This window comes from Kitasatospora sp. NPDC008115 (assembly GCF_042957205.1).
In the GTDB taxonomy this organism is placed as follows: Bacteria; Actinomycetota; Actinomycetes; order Streptomycetales; family Streptomycetaceae; genus Kitasatospora.
The window spans coordinates 96,246-113,570 of record NZ_JBIBHU010000001.1 but is presented as its reverse complement, the minus strand read 5'-3'; the positions used below and the strand labels follow the sequence as shown (position 1 = coordinate 113,570).

11 protein-coding genes and 1 pseudogene are annotated in these 17,325 nt (G+C 75.0%); 8 read left to right on the top strand and 4 right to left on the bottom strand.

Annotation, left to right across the window (positions count from 1 at the left end):
- Nucleotides 1–348: 348 nt before the first annotated feature.
- Entirely contained in the window at nucleotides 349–666 is a 318-nt protein-coding gene (locus ACFZBX_RS00465; RefSeq protein ID WP_391530460.1) for a beta/gamma crystallin domain-containing protein, read from the top strand.
- A gap of 97 nt (nucleotides 667–763) precedes the next feature.
- On the opposite strand, the gene ACFZBX_RS00460 is transcribed toward ACFZBX_RS00465, so the two are convergent.
- Nucleotides 764–2,083, bottom strand: coding sequence for a nucleotide sugar dehydrogenase (locus ACFZBX_RS00460; RefSeq protein WP_391530459.1), 1,320 nt, complete (start codon nucleotides 2,081–2,083; stop codon nucleotides 764–766).
- A 682-nt stretch (nucleotides 2,084–2,765) separates the two neighbouring features.
- Here ACFZBX_RS00460 and mfd point away from each other — a divergent pair.
- Nucleotides 2,766–6,395, top strand: coding sequence for a transcription-repair coupling factor (mfd, locus tag ACFZBX_RS00455; RefSeq protein WP_391530458.1), 3,630 nt, complete (start codon nucleotides 2,766–2,768; stop codon nucleotides 6,393–6,395).
- Nucleotides 6,396–6,533: 138 nt separating this feature from the next.
- Here mfd and ACFZBX_RS00450 read toward each other — a convergent pair whose 3' ends face one another.
- The gene (locus tag ACFZBX_RS00450; RefSeq protein ID WP_391530456.1) at nucleotides 6,534–7,172 is read right to left on the bottom strand and encodes a DUF4352 domain-containing protein; all 639 of its coding nucleotides are present in this window, start codon (nucleotides 7,170–7,172) and stop codon (nucleotides 6,534–6,536) included.
- A 199-nt stretch (nucleotides 7,173–7,371) separates the two neighbouring features.
- Between ACFZBX_RS00450 and ACFZBX_RS00445 the strand changes: the two genes are divergently transcribed.
- The 5 genes from ACFZBX_RS00445 (at nucleotide 7,372) to ACFZBX_RS00425 (ending at nucleotide 14,755) form a co-directional block, all read left to right on the top strand.
- Nucleotides 7,372–9,528: an N-6 DNA methylase gene (locus ACFZBX_RS00445; RefSeq protein ID WP_391530454.1), complete on the top strand. Its 2,157-nt coding sequence runs from the start codon at nucleotides 7,372–7,374 to the stop codon at nucleotides 9,526–9,528.
- 191 nt (nucleotides 9,529–9,719) lie between these two features.
- Nucleotides 9,720–10,505: a hypothetical protein gene (locus ACFZBX_RS00440; protein ID WP_391530453.1), complete on the top strand. Its 786-nt coding sequence runs from the start codon at nucleotides 9,720–9,722 to the stop codon at nucleotides 10,503–10,505.
- The gene (locus tag ACFZBX_RS00435) at nucleotides 10,502–12,127 is read left to right on the top strand and encodes a protein kinase (protein ID WP_391530451.1); all 1,626 of its coding nucleotides are present in this window, start codon (nucleotides 10,502–10,504) and stop codon (nucleotides 12,125–12,127) included. The genes ACFZBX_RS00440 and ACFZBX_RS00435 overlap by 4 nt, the downstream gene beginning before the upstream one ends.
- A gap of 488 nt (nucleotides 12,128–12,615) precedes the next feature.
- Complete coding sequence (locus tag ACFZBX_RS00430) at nucleotides 12,616–14,019, top strand: sensor histidine kinase (protein WP_391530450.1); 1,404 nt, start codon at nucleotides 12,616–12,618, stop codon at nucleotides 14,017–14,019.
- A 76-nt stretch (nucleotides 14,020–14,095) separates the two neighbouring features.
- Nucleotides 14,096–14,755 carry a response regulator gene (locus ACFZBX_RS00425; RefSeq protein ID WP_391531017.1) on the top strand — a complete coding sequence of 220 codons (660 nt, stop codon included), beginning with the start codon at nucleotides 14,096–14,098 and terminating at the stop codon, nucleotides 14,753–14,755.
- 114 nt (nucleotides 14,756–14,869) lie between these two features.
- Here ACFZBX_RS00425 and ACFZBX_RS00420 read toward each other — a convergent pair.
- Nucleotides 14,870–15,508, bottom strand: a pseudogene (locus tag ACFZBX_RS00420) (phosphatase PAP2 family protein); the annotation flags it as partial.
- 136 nt (nucleotides 15,509–15,644) lie between these two features.
- Between ACFZBX_RS00420 and ACFZBX_RS00415 the strand changes: the two are divergent.
- A complete protein-coding gene (locus tag ACFZBX_RS00415; RefSeq protein ID WP_391530448.1) occupies nucleotides 15,645–16,682 on the top strand; it encodes a MazG family protein in 1,038 nt (345 codons plus the stop codon).
- Between the two features lie 34 nt (nucleotides 16,683–16,716).
- Here ACFZBX_RS00415 and ACFZBX_RS00410 read toward each other — a convergent pair whose 3' ends face one another.
- Nucleotides 16,717–17,142 carry an SDR family NAD(P)-dependent oxidoreductase gene (locus ACFZBX_RS00410; RefSeq protein ID WP_391530447.1) on the bottom strand — a complete coding sequence of 142 codons (426 nt, stop codon included), beginning with the start codon at nucleotides 17,140–17,142 and terminating at the stop codon, nucleotides 16,717–16,719.
- Nucleotides 17,143–17,325: the final 183 nt, after the last annotated feature.

Below are 17,325 nucleotides of genomic sequence, written 5' to 3'. Positions count from 1 at the left end.
CCGGAGGCTCCGGAGCAGCCTGTGAAAAAGGCCGATAAAACGACCGCTGCAGCGGTGGCGGTGAATCGTCCGAAATGCGTCGGGCGGGTCAAGCGGAAGCTCCGATCCTCAGGAACGGCGGGACTGTTCGGACCCTAGCGCATGCCTGTGCGGGGCGGCCCGCCGGGCATCGGGGTGATTGGCTTGGCCGGAAATGAACTGTTGGGCCGTGCATCGTCATGTCAGCCTCTGGAGTCGCAGCCGCTACCCCTTCGGAGGGTTCACATGATTCGCCGCACAAATCGTTCGGAACATTCTTCCGGGTATCGACCCGGAAAAGCCGGGAGTCGCCGGATCGGCGCTCTCGCCGTGCTCGCCGCGGCGGCCGCCACGGTGTTGCCGGCGACGAATGCCGAGGCCGTCAACCGGATCGACTGCGGGAACCGCACCGATTTCGCGAAGGTCTACAACTACGGCTACACCGGGAAGCTCTGTTTCGCGAACGACGGCTGGATGGCCGTGCGCATCTACAACGTCGACCGGATCGACGCCGGGAACAACAAGGTCATCACGTACCTCGGCGGCGGCATGGGCTCGTGGACGGTCTTCAACTGGGAGCAGTACGACTTCAACGGCCACGTCGGCCACCAGGTGATGATGTACGACATCAACCTCTCCCGCTGGTAGCCACCGGCGGACGGGCCCCGCGGGCCCGCGCGGGCGAGGACGCCCGCTGACCCGCGGTGCCGGGCGCGTGCGGTCGCCCGGCACCGTCTCCGACGGGTCAGAGCACCTCGACCGCGGCGGCGCCCCGGCCCAGCCGGCGCCGGCAGTCCAGCACGTACCGGGCGTGGGTGGTGACCGCCTCGTAGTCGAAGTCGTCGTGGTCGGCGAGCAGCACCACCGCGTCCGCCGCCGCCAGTTCCGCCGCGTCGGCCTCCACCCGGCGGACCGCGCCGAACGGGTCCCCGTGCGGGTCGTGCTCGGCGGCCCGCTGGCCGGGGATCACCGGCTCGGGCACGTGCACCCCGACCACCACGTGCGGGTCGGCGGCCCGGACCTCGGCGCCCATCCGGACCAGCAGCTCGGCGACCCGGGCGGCCGGCGTTTCCCGGGCGTCACCGGTGTTCTTCTTGTACGCCAGCCCCAGCAGCAGCACCCGCGAGCCCTTGACCGAGCGCTGCCGCTCGTTCAGCGCCTCGGCGAGCCGGCGGACCACGTAGTCGGGCATGTGGCTGTTGACGTCGTTGGCCAGCTCGACGAAGCGGAACGACTGGCCGAGCGCCCGCTCCACCCGCCAGGACAGGTAGGACGGGTCGATCGGCAGGCAGTGCCCGCCCACTCCCGGGCCGGGGGTGAACCGCAGATAGCCGAACGGCTTGGTGGAGGCCGCGTCGATGGCCTCCCAGACGTCGATGCCGAGGTCGTGCGCGAACATCGCCAGCTCGTTGACCAGCGCGATGTTCACGTGCCGGAAGGTGTTCTCCAGCAGCTTGGTCAGCTCGGCCTCCTTGCAGGAGGAGACCGGGACGGTCCGCTCGACCAGCCCGCCGTAGAAGCCCTCGACCGCCGCCAGCGACGCCGGGTCGATCCCGGAGACCACCTTCGGGGTGTTCTCCAGCCGCCAGGTCGGGTTGCCCGGGTCGATCCGCTCGGGGCTGTAGCCGAGGTGGAAGTCCCGTCCGGCGGTCAGCCCGGAGCCCGCCTCCAGCAGCGGCGCGAGCAACTCCTCGGTGGTGCCGGGGTAGGTGGTCGACTCCAGGACGACGCTCGCCCCGGGCCGCAGGTGCTGGGCGAGCAGGGCGGCCGAGGCCTCGATGAACGACAGGTCGGGCACCCCGTCGCGCAGCGGCGTCGGCACGGTGATCACCGCGACGTCGAAGCCGGCCACGTCGGACGGCTCGGCGGACGGCAGGTAGCTCCCGTTCTCCAGCAGCGGCCGCAGCCGCTCGGCCGGGATGTCCTCGACGTACGACTCCCCGACGGCCAGCCGTTTGATCCGGCGCTCGTCCACGTCGTAGCCGACCACCCGGTGGCCGACCTCGGCCGCGCGGACCGCGAGCGGCAGCCCCACGTAACCCTGGCCTGCGATGACAACGCGCATGACGAAGAACCCCCTCCATCGCGACGCCCCCTGGCCCCTCCGGGCGTCCCCCACACGGTCTTCACATCAGGGTAGGGAGCGGGACCGGCCCGCGCGGGTTTTCCCGGGATTGCGCCGGAAGGGGCGGAAGGGGCGGAAGGGACCGGAAACGCGGTGTCCCGTCGGTGGGCCCGGAGCAGGGCCGGGCCTTGGGCCTTGGAGAAGAGCGAGCCCCGGAGAAGAGTGAGGCCGAGACCCGTGGCGTCCTCCAGGAAAGGACGCCACGGTTCCCGGCGCGTGGGCGGGCGCCCCCACCCAGGGCCGCCCGGCCTCGCACGCCCGACCCCCATCGGGTGTGCGACCGTGCCCCCGCAGCCATCCCCCACGGTTGGGTGCGGCGGGCACGTTCTCCATGGTGCGCGATCTCCATGGACGGGCAGTGACAGGAGTATGTCCAGTTCGTGGCGGATCGCGACGGCCGGGAAACAGTCCGCACAACGGCGGGAGCGGCGGCCCGCGGCCGGTGGTTCGTTTGCGCCGCACCACCCCCCGTCCCACCCCCGGCCGTGCGCCGGGTGCGGCTCAGCCTCGCGGCGTAGGCTGGAGACCCCCGGCCGCTCGGCGTGCCGGGCCGTTCGCGTTGCCCGGACCGGCCTCCGGCCCCCTGGGCAGCACCAGCCACGGGACGAAGAAGAGACTCCAGATGAGCCTGACCGGACTGCTCGATGTCGTCGCGCGGGACGCGGCCCTCGCCGAGGCGATCGAGGCCGCGACCGCCACCGGTGCCGCGGCCGGCGGCCGCCGGCACCTCGACCTGGTCGGGCCGCCCGCCGCCCGGCCGTTCGCGATCGCCGCGCTCGCCCGCGCGCTCGCCGGGCAGGCGGCCGGGGAGCGGGGCCGTCCGGTGCTGGCCGTCACCGCCACCGGCCGGGAGGCCGAGGACCTCGCCGCCTCGCTCCGTTCGCTGCTGCCGCCGGACGCGGTCGCCGAGTTCCCGGCCTGGGAGACGCTGCCGCACGAGCGGCTCTCGCCGCGCTCCGACACGGTCGGCCGCCGGCTGGCCGTGCTGCGCCGGATCGTCCACCCGCGCGCCGACGACCCGGCGGCCGGGCCGGTGCAGGTGATCGTGGCGCCGGTGCGCTCGGTGCTCCAGCCGCAGGTGAAGGGGCTGGCCGAGCTGGAGCCGGTGGCCGTCCAGCGGAGCGAGTCGCACGATCTGGAGGAGATCGCCCGGCGGCTCGCCGCGGCCGCCTACTCCCGGGTCGAACTGGTCGAGAAGCGCGGCGAGTTCGCGGTGCGCGGCGGCATCCTGGACGTCTTCCCGCCGACCGAGGAGCACCCGCTGCGGGTGGAGTTCTGGGGCGACGACGTCGAGGAGATCCGGTACTTCAAGGTGGCCGACCAGCGGTCGCTGGAGATCGCCGAGCACGGCCTGTGGGCGCCGCCCTGTCGTGAGCTGCTGCTGACCGACGAGGTGCGGGCCAGGGCCGCCGAGCTGGCCGCCGGGCACCCGGGGCTGGCCGAGATCCTGGACAGGATCGCCGAGGGCATCGCGGTCGAGGGCATGGAGTCGCTGGCGCCCGTCCTGGTCGACGACATGGAGTTGCTGCTGGACGTGCTGCCGCTCGGTTCGGTCGCGGTGGTCTGCGACCCCGAGCGGGTCCGCACCCGCGCCGCCGACCTGGTGGCGACCAGTCAGGAGTTCCTGCACGCCTCCTGGGTGGCGGCCGCGGCCGGCGGCGACCGGCCGATCGACCTGGAGGCGATCGACGTCTCGGCGGCCTCGCTGCGCTCGCTCGCCGAGGTGCGCGAGCACGCCGCCGAGATCGGCCTGCCGTGGTGGTCGGTCAGCCCGTTCGCGACCAGTGACGCCTCGGTGGACGACGTGCTGGAGGCCGACGCCAACACGCTGACCCTCGGCATGCACGCCGTCGAGGCGTACCGGGGCGACACCGCGCGGGCGATCGCCGACGCCAAGGAGCGGCTGACCGCCGACTGGCGGGTCGTCATGGTGACCGAGGGGCACGGCCCGGCCTCGCGGCTCGCCGAGGTGCTCGGCAACGAGGGCATCCCGGCCCGGCTGGTCGCCGACCTGTCCGAGGCGCCGACCAGGGACGTCGTGCACGTCTCCTGCGGCTCGATCGAGCACGGCTTCGTCGACGAGGCGCTCAAGCTGACCGTGGTCACCGAGACCGACCTGTCCGGCCAGAAGTCCTCCACCAAGGACATGCGGCGGATGCCGTCCCGGCGCCGCAACGCCATCGACCCGCTGGCGCTGGTGGCCGGCGACTACGTGGTGCACGAGGCGCACGGCGTCGGCCGGTACGTGGAGATGGTGCAGCGCACCGTGCAGGGCGCCACCCGCGAGTACCTGGTGCTGGAGTACGCGCCGGCGAAGCGCGGCCACCCCGGCGACCGGCTGTTCGTGCCGACCGACCAGCTCGACCAGGTCACCAAGTACGTCGGTGGCGAGGCCCCGACGCTGCACCGGCTCGGCGGCGCGGACTGGGCGAAGACCAAGCAGCGCGCCAAGAAGGCGGTCAAGGAGATCGCCGCCGACCTGATCAAGCTGTACTCGGCCCGGATGGCGGCGCCCGGCCACACCTTCGGCCCGGACACCCCGTGGCAGCGGGAGCTGGAGGACGCCTTCCCCTACGCGGAGACGCCGGACCAGCTGACCACCATCGCCGAGGTCAAGTCGGACATGGAGAAGTCCGTCCCGATGGACCGGCTGATCTGCGGCGACGTCGGCTACGGCAAGACCGAGATCGCGGTGCGGGCGGCGTTCAAGGCGGTCCAGGACGGCAAGCAGGTGGCGGTGCTGGTGCCGACCACGCTGCTGGTGCAGCAGCACTTCTCGACCTTCGCCGAGCGGTACGCCAACTTCCCGGTGACCGTGAAGGCGCTCTCCCGGTTCCAGACCGACAGCGAGGCCAAGGCCGTCCTGGAGGGGCTGTTCGAGGGCTCGGTGGACGTCGTCATCGGCACCCACCGGCTGTTCTCCTCGGAGACCAGGTTCAAGGACCTCGGGCTGGTCATCGTCGACGAGGAGCAGCGGTTCGGCGTCGAGCACAAGGAGCAGCTGAAGAAGCTGCGGGCCAACGTGGACGTGCTCACCATGTCCGCGACCCCGATCCCGCGCACCCTGGAGATGGCCGTCACCGGCATCCGCGAGATGTCCACCATCACCACCCCGCCGGAGGAGCGGCACCCGGTGCTGACCTTCGTCGGGCCGTACGACGAGAAGCAGATCTCGGCGGCGATCCGGCGTGAGCTGCTGCGCGAGGGCCAGGTGTTCTACATCCACAACCGGGTGGAGTCGATCGACAAGGCGGCCGCCCGGCTGAAGGACCTGGTGCCCGAGGCGCGGATCGCCACCGCGCACGGGCAGATGGGCGAGACCCAGCTGGAGAAGGTGGTCGTCGACTTCTGGGAGAAGGAGTTCGACGTCCTGGTGTCGACCACGATCGTGGAGTCCGGCATCGACATCTCCAACGCCAACACGCTCATCGTCGAGCGCGGCGACACCTTCGGCCTCTCCCAGCTGCACCAGCTGCGCGGCCGGGTGGGCCGCGGGCGGGAGCGCGGGTACGCGTACATGCTGTACCCGCCGGAGAAGCCGCTGACCGAGACGGCGCACGAGCGGCTGGCCACCATCGCCCAGCACACCGAGATGGGTGCCGGCATGTACGTGGCGATGAAGGACCTGGAGATCCGCGGGGCGGGCAACCTGCTCGGCGGCGAGCAGTCCGGGCACATCGCGGGCGTCGGCTTCGACCTCTACATGCGGATGGTCGGCGAGGCGGTGGCCGAGTTCCGGGAGTCGCTGGCGGGCGGCGGCGAGCCGGAGGAGGAGCCGCTGGAGGTGAAGATCGAGCTGCCGGTCGACGCCCATGTGCCGCACGACTACGCGCCGGGGGAGCGGCTGCGGCTCCAGGCCTACCGCTCGATCGCGGCGGTCAACTCGGAGGAGGACATCACCCAGGTCCGGGACGAGCTGGTCGACCGCTACGGCAAGCTGCCCGAGCCGGTGGAGAACCTGCTGATGGTGGCGGCGCTGCGGCTGTTCGCGCGGCGGTGCGGCATCTCGGACATCACCCTTCAGGGCTCCAACGTGCGGTTCGGGCCGGTCGAGCTGCGGGAGTCGCAGCAGCTGCGGCTGAACCGGCTCTACCCGCGCAGCCAGGTGAAGGCGGCGGCCCAGCAGCTGCTGGTGCCGCGGCCGTCCACCGGGCGGATCGGCGGCAAGCCGCTGGTCGGGCGGGAGCTGCTGGCGTGGTGCCGGGAGTTCCTGTCGACGATGTTCGACGACCTGGCGGGGGCCGCGAAGTAGCGGGCCTCCGGGAGGGAGTGCGGCGGTCTCGGGCGGTGGCGCCCGGGACCGCCGTCGTCGTTGCGGCGGGCCGGTCGGGCTGTTCGGGCTGTTCGGTCGGTTCGGGCTGTTCGGACTGATGGGCTGTGAACAGGGCCGTCAGCCGATCTTCCACTGGCCGACCTGGTCGGCGAAGCCGTTGTCCAGGGAGAACTGGACCTTGTCGAGCTTGGTGCCGTCGGGGACCTCGAAGACCACGAAGCCCTTGCCCGTCTCGCCGGCGGCGATGTTGGTCGGGGTCTGGAAGGACGGGCCGGCCTTGGTGTCGGCGAGCGTCGGGCCGTAGGCCTGGCCCTGGTTGTCGATCACCTTGGCGCTGCTCCAGGGCGCCTCGCTGTACGCCTTGGAGCCGGTCGGCTTGATCTGGAACTGCACGGCGACGTAGTGCTTGCCGTCCGCCGCGGTGAGGTACTCGTTGGTGCTCTGCGCCGGGTCGACCACCTTCAGGGCGGTGACGTCGGCGGTGTTGCCCTTCTCCAGGGTGCTCTTGAGGGCGATGGTGTCGCCGACCTTGGCGGGGGCCTTGGCCGCCTCGGCGGGCTTGGTGTCGGCGGCCTTGCTCTCGGCGGGCTTGGCGGCGGCGTCGCCGGCCGCCGGGGCGGAGGCGGCGGTCTGCTTGGCCTCGGTGGAGACGGTCGTGCCGCCGGTCGAGTCGCAGGCCGTGGCGGTGAGGACCACGAGCGCGGCGCCGGCCAGCAGGGCGGCGGTACGGCGGGTGCGGCGGGTGATGGCGGACATGACTGGCTCCTTCTGGCTTCTGCTCGGTGCCGACCTGACGTGCTGTCGACAGGAGAGATCACACCATGCGCTGTGAACCATGTCAACAGCGATTCGCCATACCTCTCCGTTCACGTGTGAACCGTTCGGCGAGGGGTGCTGACTATGCTGTGTGGTCACACCATCGATGCCGCCGCCGATCGCCGCCGAAGGAGCCCCCATGCCGGACCGTCCCGAGGTGACCGCCGTCGAGATCGCCCGTCTCGCCGGGGTCGGCCGTGCCGCCGTCAGCAACTGGCGCCGCCGCCACCCCGACTTCCCCCGCCCGGTCGGCGGCACCGACAGCAGCCCGGCCTTCGCGCTCACCGACGTGGAGTCCTGGCTCCGGGCCCAGGGCAAGATCGCCGAACTGCCGCTGCTCGAACGGGTCTGGCGGCTCGTCGAGACCCTGCGCGACCCGGCCGGCCACCCGGCCGCCCCGCTGGTCCGGGCCGGCTCCGTCCTGCTGCTGCACCACCGCGCGCCGGAGCGCTGGAGCGCGCTCGCCGACCAGCCGGACACCAGGCTGGCCACCGGCCTTCCGCGGGCCCTCGCCGACACCGCCCGCACCGTGCTGGGCCCCGAAGGCGCCGCCGATCTGCGGCAGCCCGGACTGCTCGGCTCCACCGAGCTCGACCTCGCCCGCCTGCTCGTCGAACTCGCCGCCAAGGCCGGTCCGGCCGCCGCCTTCGAACAGCTCCTCACCCGCTACGCCGAGGCCAACACCCGCCAGCTCAGCCCCACCCCGCCGGAGGCCGCCGAACTGCTCGCCGCCGTCGCGGGCGTCCCCGCCACCGTGCTCGACCCCGCCACCGGCCTCGGCGCGCTGCTGCTCGCCCTGCCCGCCACCACCGACCGCTACGGCCAGGACGCCGACCCGGTCACCGCCGGGCTCGCCCTGCTCCGGATCGCCCTGCACGCGCCCGCCGCCGACCCCGCCCCGCTCCCGGTCGACGTCCGCCCCGGCGACGCCCTGCGCGCCGACGCCTACACCGGCCACACCTTCGACGCGGTGCTCTGCCAACCCCCCTACAACGAGCGGGACTGGGGCCACGAGGAGCTGCAGTTCGACCGGCGCTGGCCCGGCGGCCTCGTCCCGCCGCGCGGGGAGTCCGAACTCGCCTGGGTGCTGCACTGCCTCGCCCACACCCGCCCCGGCGGACTCGCCGCCCTGCTGCTCCCGCCCACCGTCGCCGCCCGCCGGGCCGGCCGCCGGGTCCGCGCCGAGCTGCTGCGCTCCGGCGCACTGCGGGCCGTCGTCGCACTCCCGGCCGGCGTCGCGCCCCCGTACGGGGTGCCGCTCCACCTCTGGGTGCTGCGCGCGCCCCGCCCCGGCGACGACTTCCGCCAGGTGCTGATGCTGGACGCCGCCTCCGCCTCGCCCACCTCGGCCGAGGCGGCCGAGGGCGGCCGCGACAAGGTCCGCTGGCCCGAACTGCGCCGCACCGTGCTGGACGCCTGGCGCGCCTTCGACCTGGCCGCCCGCGAGGGGCTGCCGCTGCCCCAGGACCGCCCCGGCCGGCACCGGACCGTGGCGGCAATCGACCTGCTCGACGACGAGACCGACCTCTCGCCCGCCCGCCACGTCCCCCCGGCCGCCCCGCTCGGCGGCGCGGCCGGGTTCTCCCACCTCAGCGGCCGGCTGACCGAGCTGCTGGACGGGCTCGCCGACCCCGGCGCGCTGCTGCCCGAGCCGACCGGCGAAGCGGGCACCGGCCCCGGCGGCCCCGGCGGTGGCGGCGCGGTCGTCACGCTGGGCGAGCTGGTCCGCTCCGGACTGCTGGAGGTGCACTCCTCCGGCACCGGCGCGCCCTCCCGGCCGGCCGACGCCGACCCGTCCGGCACCCCCGTCCTCACCGACCAGGACCTGGTCACCGGCAGCGCGCCCGGCGCCGTCCTCGACCGGTCCGCCGCCGGTGCCGAGGCCCTGCCGCTGACCCGGCCCGGTGACGTCCTCGTCCCCGCCCTCGGCGGCGGCACCGCCCGCGTCGTCGGCCCGGACGGCCCGCCCGCCGGCGCCGCCCTCGGCCGCCAGCTCCATCTGCTCCGCCCCGACCCGGCCGCCCTCGACCCGGACTTCCTGGCCGGCCACCTGCGTTCCACGGCCGCCGCCCGCCGGGCCGCCAGCCACGCCTCCACCACCACCCGCCTGGACATCCGCCGGGTCGAGCTGCCGCGCCTGCCGATCACCGAACAGCGCCGCCTCGGGGCCGCCTTCGCCCGGCTGGCCGCCTTCGACGCCACCCTGCAACGCGCCGCCGCCCTCGGCCGCACCCTCACCCAGGCCGTCACCGACGCCCTCGCCGCCGGCACCGCCGAGCCGCCGCAGGCCCCCTGACGCCGGAGCAGGAAGTCGATCCGGCCGACTTCCCGCTCCGGCGCCGGGTGCCGGGCGCGCGGTGCGTGCGCTAGGGGCGTGTGATTCGGGTGCGGTGGAAGGACTCCAGCGCGACGGGCGCGGGCGGTACGGTGTGCGGAGCCGGTTCCGTGATCGGGACCGCCGTCGTCCTCACCCGCTCAGGAGCGCGCATGTCAGGGCAGTACCCCGGGCAGTTCGGCCCACCGCCCGGTGGCGCGCCCACCGGCGGCATACCCGGTACCGGGCCGCAGGCCTACGCCCCGACCATGGCCGTCCCCCCGAGGGGCGCCGAACGGCAGGCCGGACCGTACGGCGTGCTCGGCCGGGTCCTGGTGGTCCTCGCGCCGCTGCTCTCCTTCGGCCTGCTCGGCATGGTCCCCTCGCTGCTGCTCGCGGTCCGCCGCCGCCGGCCGTACGACATCCTGGGCGCGGTCGTCTACGCCGGGCTCTTCCTCGCCTTCTTCATCTGCATGGGGATCGCCGGCAGCTACCCCAAGGGCGACGCCCCGCTCGCCGACGCGGTCGGCACCACGATGATGGTGGTGCTGTGGTTCACCCCGCCGGTGCACTTCCTGCTGCTGGACCGCCAGGTGGTGTGGTCGTCGGGCCGGCCGGTACAGCCGCCCGCTCCGGCCGGGTCCTACGCGCCGTCGGCCGGGTACGGGTACCCGGCGCCCGCCGCACCGGTCCAGCCGTACCCGCGGCCCGCGCAGCTGTACCCCGCCGCCCAGCCGTACGGGACCGGCGCCCCCTACCCGCAGGCCGCCCGGTCGTACCCCGCCGTCGACTCCCACCCGTCGGCCATCTCCCATCCGCCCGTGCGCGCCGCCGGTCCCGGAGCGGCCGCCGGACCCGGAGCCGCCGCCGGACCCGGAGCCGCCGGTCCCGCCACCTCCGACGAGCTGCGCGAACTCGGCGAACTGCTGCGCCGGCAGGCCCGCGAGGACCGCCCGTGACCGTCGCCCGGGTGATCGGCGGCCGCTACCACCTCACCGAGAAGATCGGCCACGGCGGCATGGGCCAGGTCTGGGCCGGCCGTGACGAACGGCTCGCCCGTCCGGTCGCCGTCAAGCTGCTGCGCACCGACCACCTGCTCGCCGCCACCGGCGCCGCCGATCCCGCCACCGCCGGACACCTCCGGCCGGGCGACGAACTGCGCCACCGCTTCCTGCGCGAGTGCCGCACCACCGCCGCGCTCGACCACCCCGGTCTGGTCACCGTCTTCGACGCGGGCGAGGACGGCGGCGAGCTGTTCCTGGTCATGCAGCGCGTGTCCGGCGTCAGCCTGGCCGACCTGATCGCCGAGGACGCGCCGTTCCCGGTCGAGCGCGCGGTCTCGGTGGCCGCCCAGCTCTGCGCCGCGCTGGCCGCCGTGCACGCCGTGCCGGTCGTCCACCGGGACCTCAAGCCCAGCAATGTGATGGTCCGTGAGGACGGCCGGACCGTCCTGCTCGACCTCGGCATCGCCACCGCGATCGACCCCGCGGCCACCCGCCTCACGCTCACCGGCGCCCCGATCGGCAGCCCCTCCTACATGGCGCCGGAGCAGGCGCTGTCCGCCACCGTCGACCCGCGCAGCGACCTGTACGCGCTCGGCTGCCTGCTGCACGAGATGCTCGCCGGCGAGGGGCCGTTCCGCGCGCCCACCGCCCTGGGGCTGCTGCGCCGGCACGTCGACGACCCGCCGGTGCCGCTGCGCGACCTGCGCCCCGAGGTGCCGGCGCCGCTGGAGCGGCTGGTCCTCGACCTGCTCGCCAAGCGGCCCGAGGACCGCCCGGCCGACGCGCAGGAGGTGTACGGGCGGCTCCTTCCGCTGCTGCCCGCCGCCGTCCCCGTGCCGCAGCCCCGGTTCGGCCCGCTGCCCGACCCGTCCCGCCCGTACCGGCACCCGCTCCAGCCGCCGCCCCGCCCGGCGGCCGCCGCCCCGGTGACGCCGGCCCGGGCCGAGCCGACCCCGTTCCTGCCGTCCGCCGTGCCGGTCGTGCCCACCGTCGTGCCCGCCCCTGCCGAGGACTTCCCGGCGGCCTGCGCCCGGCTCTCCGACTTGGTCGACGCGGGCCGGCGCCGCGAGGTGCTCGACCTCGCCGCCCGGCTACTGGCGCGCGGCCGGTCCGAACTCGGCGACGGGGCGGCGATGGTCCGCACCGTCCGGACCATCTACGCCCGCACCCTCCTCCAGGAGCGGCGCCACCAGGAGGCCCTGACGGAGTACCGGCTGCTCGCGGCCACCGCCGAGGGCGGGCCGCACGGCCGGCGGGCCCTGGAGCCGCGCTACCGGACCGCCGAGTGCCTCGAACAGCTCGGGCGCGGAGCGGAGGCGCTCGCCGAGTACCAGGCCCTGCTCGCGGTCTGGCCGGAGACCGAACCGGAGCGGCTGCTGGACCTCCGCGAGCGGATCGGCGTTCAGCTGGCCTCGCTCGGCGAGACCGAGGCGGCCTGGTCGTGGCTGCTCCAGCTCCTCTTCGACCGCGAACGCCGCGAGGGCCCCCACCACCCCGCCGTCCGCCGCCTGCGCCACACCCTCGACACCCTCCAGCCCCACCGCACCACCGCCACCCCCTGGCCCCCCGCCGGCTGACCCAGAACCCCGCCCACCCCGCCGGCCCGACTCTCCACGCAAGCCGGCGGCGCGATTGCCGTCCCTGGCCCCAACAGGAGCGAAAGGTCGGCGGGTCCGACTTCCTGCGCCGGGCAGGGGTGCTGATACGGCGTGGGACGGGGCCGGTTTTTGGCGGTGGCCGCTCCCAGCCGGTTGCCTTCCTGCCTGGCTGGAGTGGAATGTCGGTGGGGCTGCCCCTGGCCTTTCGGCGCGCGTTGGGCTTTTTCTCCGTGTGCTCGCTGCCGCCTGGTCGGCCTGGGGCTGCCTTCTCGGACGGGCTGGACCAGGAAGTCGGCGGGTCCGGCTTTCCGTGCCGGTCGGGGGCGCTGGTGCCGCCGCCGGCTCTCCGTGCGATTGCTGCCCCGCCCGGGCGGCCGGGCCGACTTCTCGGGTGGGGGTGGGTTTGGGTGGCGGGCATGACTTTCGGCAGATCCGTGGGGGTGGGTGAGGTCCGTAGGGTCGGGTGGGTGTGGAGAGAACGGTGGGTGGAGTGGGGGTTGCTGGGGGCGGCGGCCGGGGGGCTCGGGCTGAGCGCGGTGTCCCTCTGGTGGGCGGTTCCCGGGGTCGGGGCGGCGTTCGCGGCCGGGGTGCGGATGGCGCGGGTGCGCGAGGCGGCCATGCTGCTCGCGGTCCTGGTGACGGCCGTGACGCTGGTGGCCGTCCTGGTCCCGGCCTGGTCGGTGCAGGCGACGTCCGTGATGTCCGTCCTGGTCTGCGCCGGGATGGGGCCGTGGATGGTGGGCAGGTTCTGGCGGCAGTCGCAGGAACTGGTGCGGGCCGGCTGGGAACGCGCCGAGCGGGCGGAGCGTGAGCAGCGACTGGTCGCCGAGCAGGCGCGGCTGCGTGAGCGGGCCAGGATCGCCCAGGACATGCACGACGCCCTCGGCCACGACCTGAGCCTGATCGCCCTGCGGGCCGGCGCGCTGAAGCTGGCACCCGACCTGGCCCCGCCGCACCGTGAGGCGGCCCGGGAGATCCGGGCGGGCGCGGCGGCGGCCGTGGAGCGCCTCGGCGAGGTGATCGGCGTCCTGCGCGACGAGACGGACGCGCACGCCACCCGAGGCCCGGCCGACGCGGGCGTCCCGCAGTTGGTGGCGGAGGCCGCCGCGGCGGGCCTGGACGTCCGGCTGACCGTGACCGGCGGGCCGGACGGGCTGCCGCGGGCGACCGAGCACGCCGCGTACCGGGTGGTCCAGGAGGCACTGACCAACGCCGCCAAGCACGCCCCGGGCGCGCCGGTCACGGTGCGGGTCGCGTACTCCCCGGACGGCGCCCGGGTCACGGTCGTCAACGGACCGCCGCTGGGCGGTTCGCCCGGTCCGGTGACGGGCGGCCGCGGCCTCATCGGCCTGGCCGAGCGGGTCCGGCTGGCCGGCGGTGCCTTCCGGCACGGGCCTCGCGACGACGGGGGTTTCGAGGTCCGCGCCGACCTGCCGCGCACCGGCGCCCCGGCGGGCGGCCCGGTGCCGCTGCCGCCGGCGGTCTCGCCCGCCGGTGAACTGCGCCGGGCCCGGCGCCGGGTGGGCCGGATGATGGTGGCCGTGGTGCTGGTGCCGCTGTCCGTCGCCCTGGTCCTGACCGCCGCGCTGCGGGGCTGGACGATCCAGCGGACCGGCCCGTCCGTCCTCGAACCCGCCGACTACGCCTCGCTGCGCGTCGGCATGGACCGGGCCACCGTCCAGCGATTTCTGCCGGAACGTCAGTTTCCGTACCATCCGTCCGTGGGCGGCCCGCCGCCCGGCGGAGAGGGAGTGACATGCGAGTACTACGCGATGACGGCCGAGGTGTTCAACGACGACCGCTCCGGGGACGCGTACCGGCTCTGCTTCCGGAACGACGTGCTGATCTCCCTGGACACCCTGATCCAGTGAGCGCCCGGTGAACGGCGTGGAGCCCCGGGGCGGGGCCCGCTCGCCGATCCGGGTGGTGATCGCGGACGACGAGCCGATGGTGCGGGCGGGGGTGCGCGCGGTGCTGGCCACCGACCCGGGGATCGAGATCGTCGCCGAGACCGGGGACGGGCGGGAGGCGGTGGACCTGGTCCGCCGCCACCGCCCGGACGTCGCCGTGCTGGACATCCGGATGCCCGGCACGGACGGCATCGCCGCCGCCGCCGAGATCCGCCGGGGCGCCGTCACCACCAGGGCCGGGGGCCCGACCGGGATCGTCATGCTGACCACCTTCGGTGAGGACGACTACATCCTGCGCGCCCTCGGCGGGGGCGCCAACGGGTTCCTGATCAAGTCCGGCGAGCCGGAGGAGCTGATCGCCGGCGTGCGCTCGGTGGCGGACGGCGCCGCCTATCTCTCACCCAGGGTGGCCGCCCGGGTGGTGGCCCACCTCGCCGCCTCCGGGGCCGGTGGTCCGGCCGACCGCCGGGCTGCCGCCCAGCGCCGGGTGGACGGGCTGACCGCCCGCGAACGCGACGTGCTGGCGCTGGTCGCCGCCGGGCTGTCCAACGGCCAGATCGCCCGTCGGATCGGGGTGGTGGAGGGCACGGTGAAGGCCCACGTCAGCAACGTCCTGGCGCGGCTGGGCGTGGCCAACCGGGCGGCCGCCGCCGTCCTCGCCCATGAGGCGGGCCTGACCGCGGGCCCGCCGGCCTGACCCGGGGACGGGTGCCGCCGGCAGCGGACGGAGCAGCAGCGGACCGAGCAGCCGCACTCCGCCCAGCGCACCGACCACCGCCGTCGCGGACGGCAGCAGCGCGACGACCACCGCCGCCGTGACCGTCCCGCCCAGGACCGCCCCGGCGAGCACGTCGTGCGGGTAGTGCACCCCGGCGGCGACCCGCAGGCCGGCCGTCCCGAGGCCGACGGGTATGGCCGCCCACGCCACCCACGCCGCCCAGCGCGGCCGCAGCAGCACCAGCCCGGTGGCCAGCCCGACGGCCAGGGTCGCGTGATTGCTGGGGAAGGACCAGTCGCCCGGCGGCGGGCAGTCGGCGAGCGCGGTGGACGGCAGGGCGGGCAGCGCCCGGCAGGGCCGCTCCTCGTCGAGCACGAGCTTCAGCAGCTCGCTCGCCCCGTACGCGAGCACCGTGCCGAGGCCGGTGAGCGCGACGCCCGCGACCGTGCCGGCGGCCCGCCGCCCGCGCGCCGTCCACCAGCAGAGCACCAGCAGCAGGCCCAGTACCAGCAGTCCGGCCTCGGTGGCGGGCTCCAGCAGGGCGGCGAGCCGGGGCGGGGCGTCGGCGACGGCGTCGGCCACCCGGCGGTAGGCCTCGGCGGACCGGCCGGTGACCACCCGGACCGGTCCCTCCCCGCCCGCGCGCCCCGGTGCCAGCCACCCGACCGCGCCGGTGCCCGCCCCCAGCAGCACCACCGCGAGGGCCGTTCTGTTCCTGAGCGTGTTCGTCATGCCACGCACGGTAGAAGGAGGGGAAGGCGTCCGACCCGACCCGAAAGACAGGGTCCGACCTGGACGATCGTCAGGGTTGACGAACGTGCCCGGCCGTGCGGGGAGGAGGGTCGGGGCAGACGGGTAGGTTCGGGTTGTGACGACGAATCCTCCGGGCGCGAAGCTGATCCTCCTCATCACCACCCACCGGGTGGCCCCCGGCCTGCTGTCGTGGCCCGCCTGGGAGGCGCTGCGGTCGGCCGGGCGGGTGCTCACCGCCGACCCCGCCCACCCGCAGCTGCCCGCCCTGGCGCAGGCCGGCGTCGAGGTCCGGACCGTGGCGCCCGGCTCCGCCCCCGCGCTGGCCCGGCTGCTGACCGAGGCCCCGGACGGGCCGTCCGCCGACGCGGGACCGACGGTCTGGCTGGGCGGCCCGGACGGCGACCCCGGGCTGACCGACGCGCTGGCCCGCCTCGCGGTCGAGCACGCCGGCGAGGTGCCGGAGATCGAGGTGCTGCCCGGCTCCTACGACCTGCCGGGCGCCCGGCTGCTGGACCTGGTCTCCGTGATGGACCGGCTCCGCTCGCCGGGCGGCTGCCCGTGGGACGCCGAGCAGACCCACGCCAGCCTGGTGAAGTACCTGGTCGAGGAGGCCTACGAGCTGGTCGAGGCGATCGAGGAGGGGGACCGCGACATGCTCCGCGAGGAGCTGGGCGACGTCCTGCTCCAGGTCTTCTTCCACTCCCGGATCGCCGAGGAGCACCCCACCGGCGCCTTCTCGGTCGACGACGTGGCGGGCGACATCGTCGACAAGCTGATGTACCGCCACCCGCACGTGTTCGGCGACGCCGAGGCGAGCGGCGCGGAGGAGGTGGAGGCCAGCTGGGAGGCGCTCAAGGCGGCCGAGAAGTCGGAGCGCGAGTCGGTGCTGGACGGCGTGCCGGCCGGGCTGCCCTCGCTCGCCTACGCGGCGAAGCTGGTGTCGCGGGTGCGCCGGGCGGGCTTCACCGGCGTGCCGGACGAACCGTACGAGCTGCCGGGGGCGCTGACGGCGGAGTCGGCGGGCCGGCTGCTGCTCGCGGTGGCGCAGCGCGCGCACGACGCCGGGGTGGACGTGGACGCCGCACTGCGGGCGGCGGCGCGCGGCTACCGGGACGCGGTCCGCGCCGCCGAGGGCCTGAAGCCCGGAGAGTAGGGGACCGGAGCCCGGCCGGTGGAGGGCGTGGCGATCAGGCGGCGACGTCCGCCACCGGCCGGCGCTGCGCCGGGACGACGACGACCTCGCCGATCGCCTCGCCGACCAGGGCGACGAGTTCGGCGAGCCGCTCCAGGTCGAGGTGGTCGGGCAGCTCGGCGAGGGAGACGATCCGCTCGCCGCCCGGCCCGGCCACGCAGAACAGGCCGATCGGGCCCAGGTGCTTCTCGGCGGTGTCGACCAGCGCGGCGACGTCACTGGGACGGCGGACGTCGCCGCAGACGCCGACGACGGGACAGCCCGGCCGGTCGAGCTCGGTGGCGAGGTCCTCGGCGATCCCGACCCGCTGGTCGGCGATCAGCATGCCGGTGGTGCCCGCCGCGGTGAGCCGGCGGGCGAGGTCCGCCCCCGACCCGCCGTCGAGTACGGAGATCACGACGACCGAACCGTTGACCCGCATGGCCTTGCTCCTCCCTGTGGGCGGCTCCGCACCGGCGCCCACGCGCACCTTGCGGAGGATCGTAGGCAGGTCCTGACCCTCCGCAACAGGAATTACCCCTCAGGTGACCAGGCTCACGCCTGTCACGCCGAACGGACGGCGCGGTGTCCCGGTGAGCGGACACCGCCCGCCCACGCGCACGTC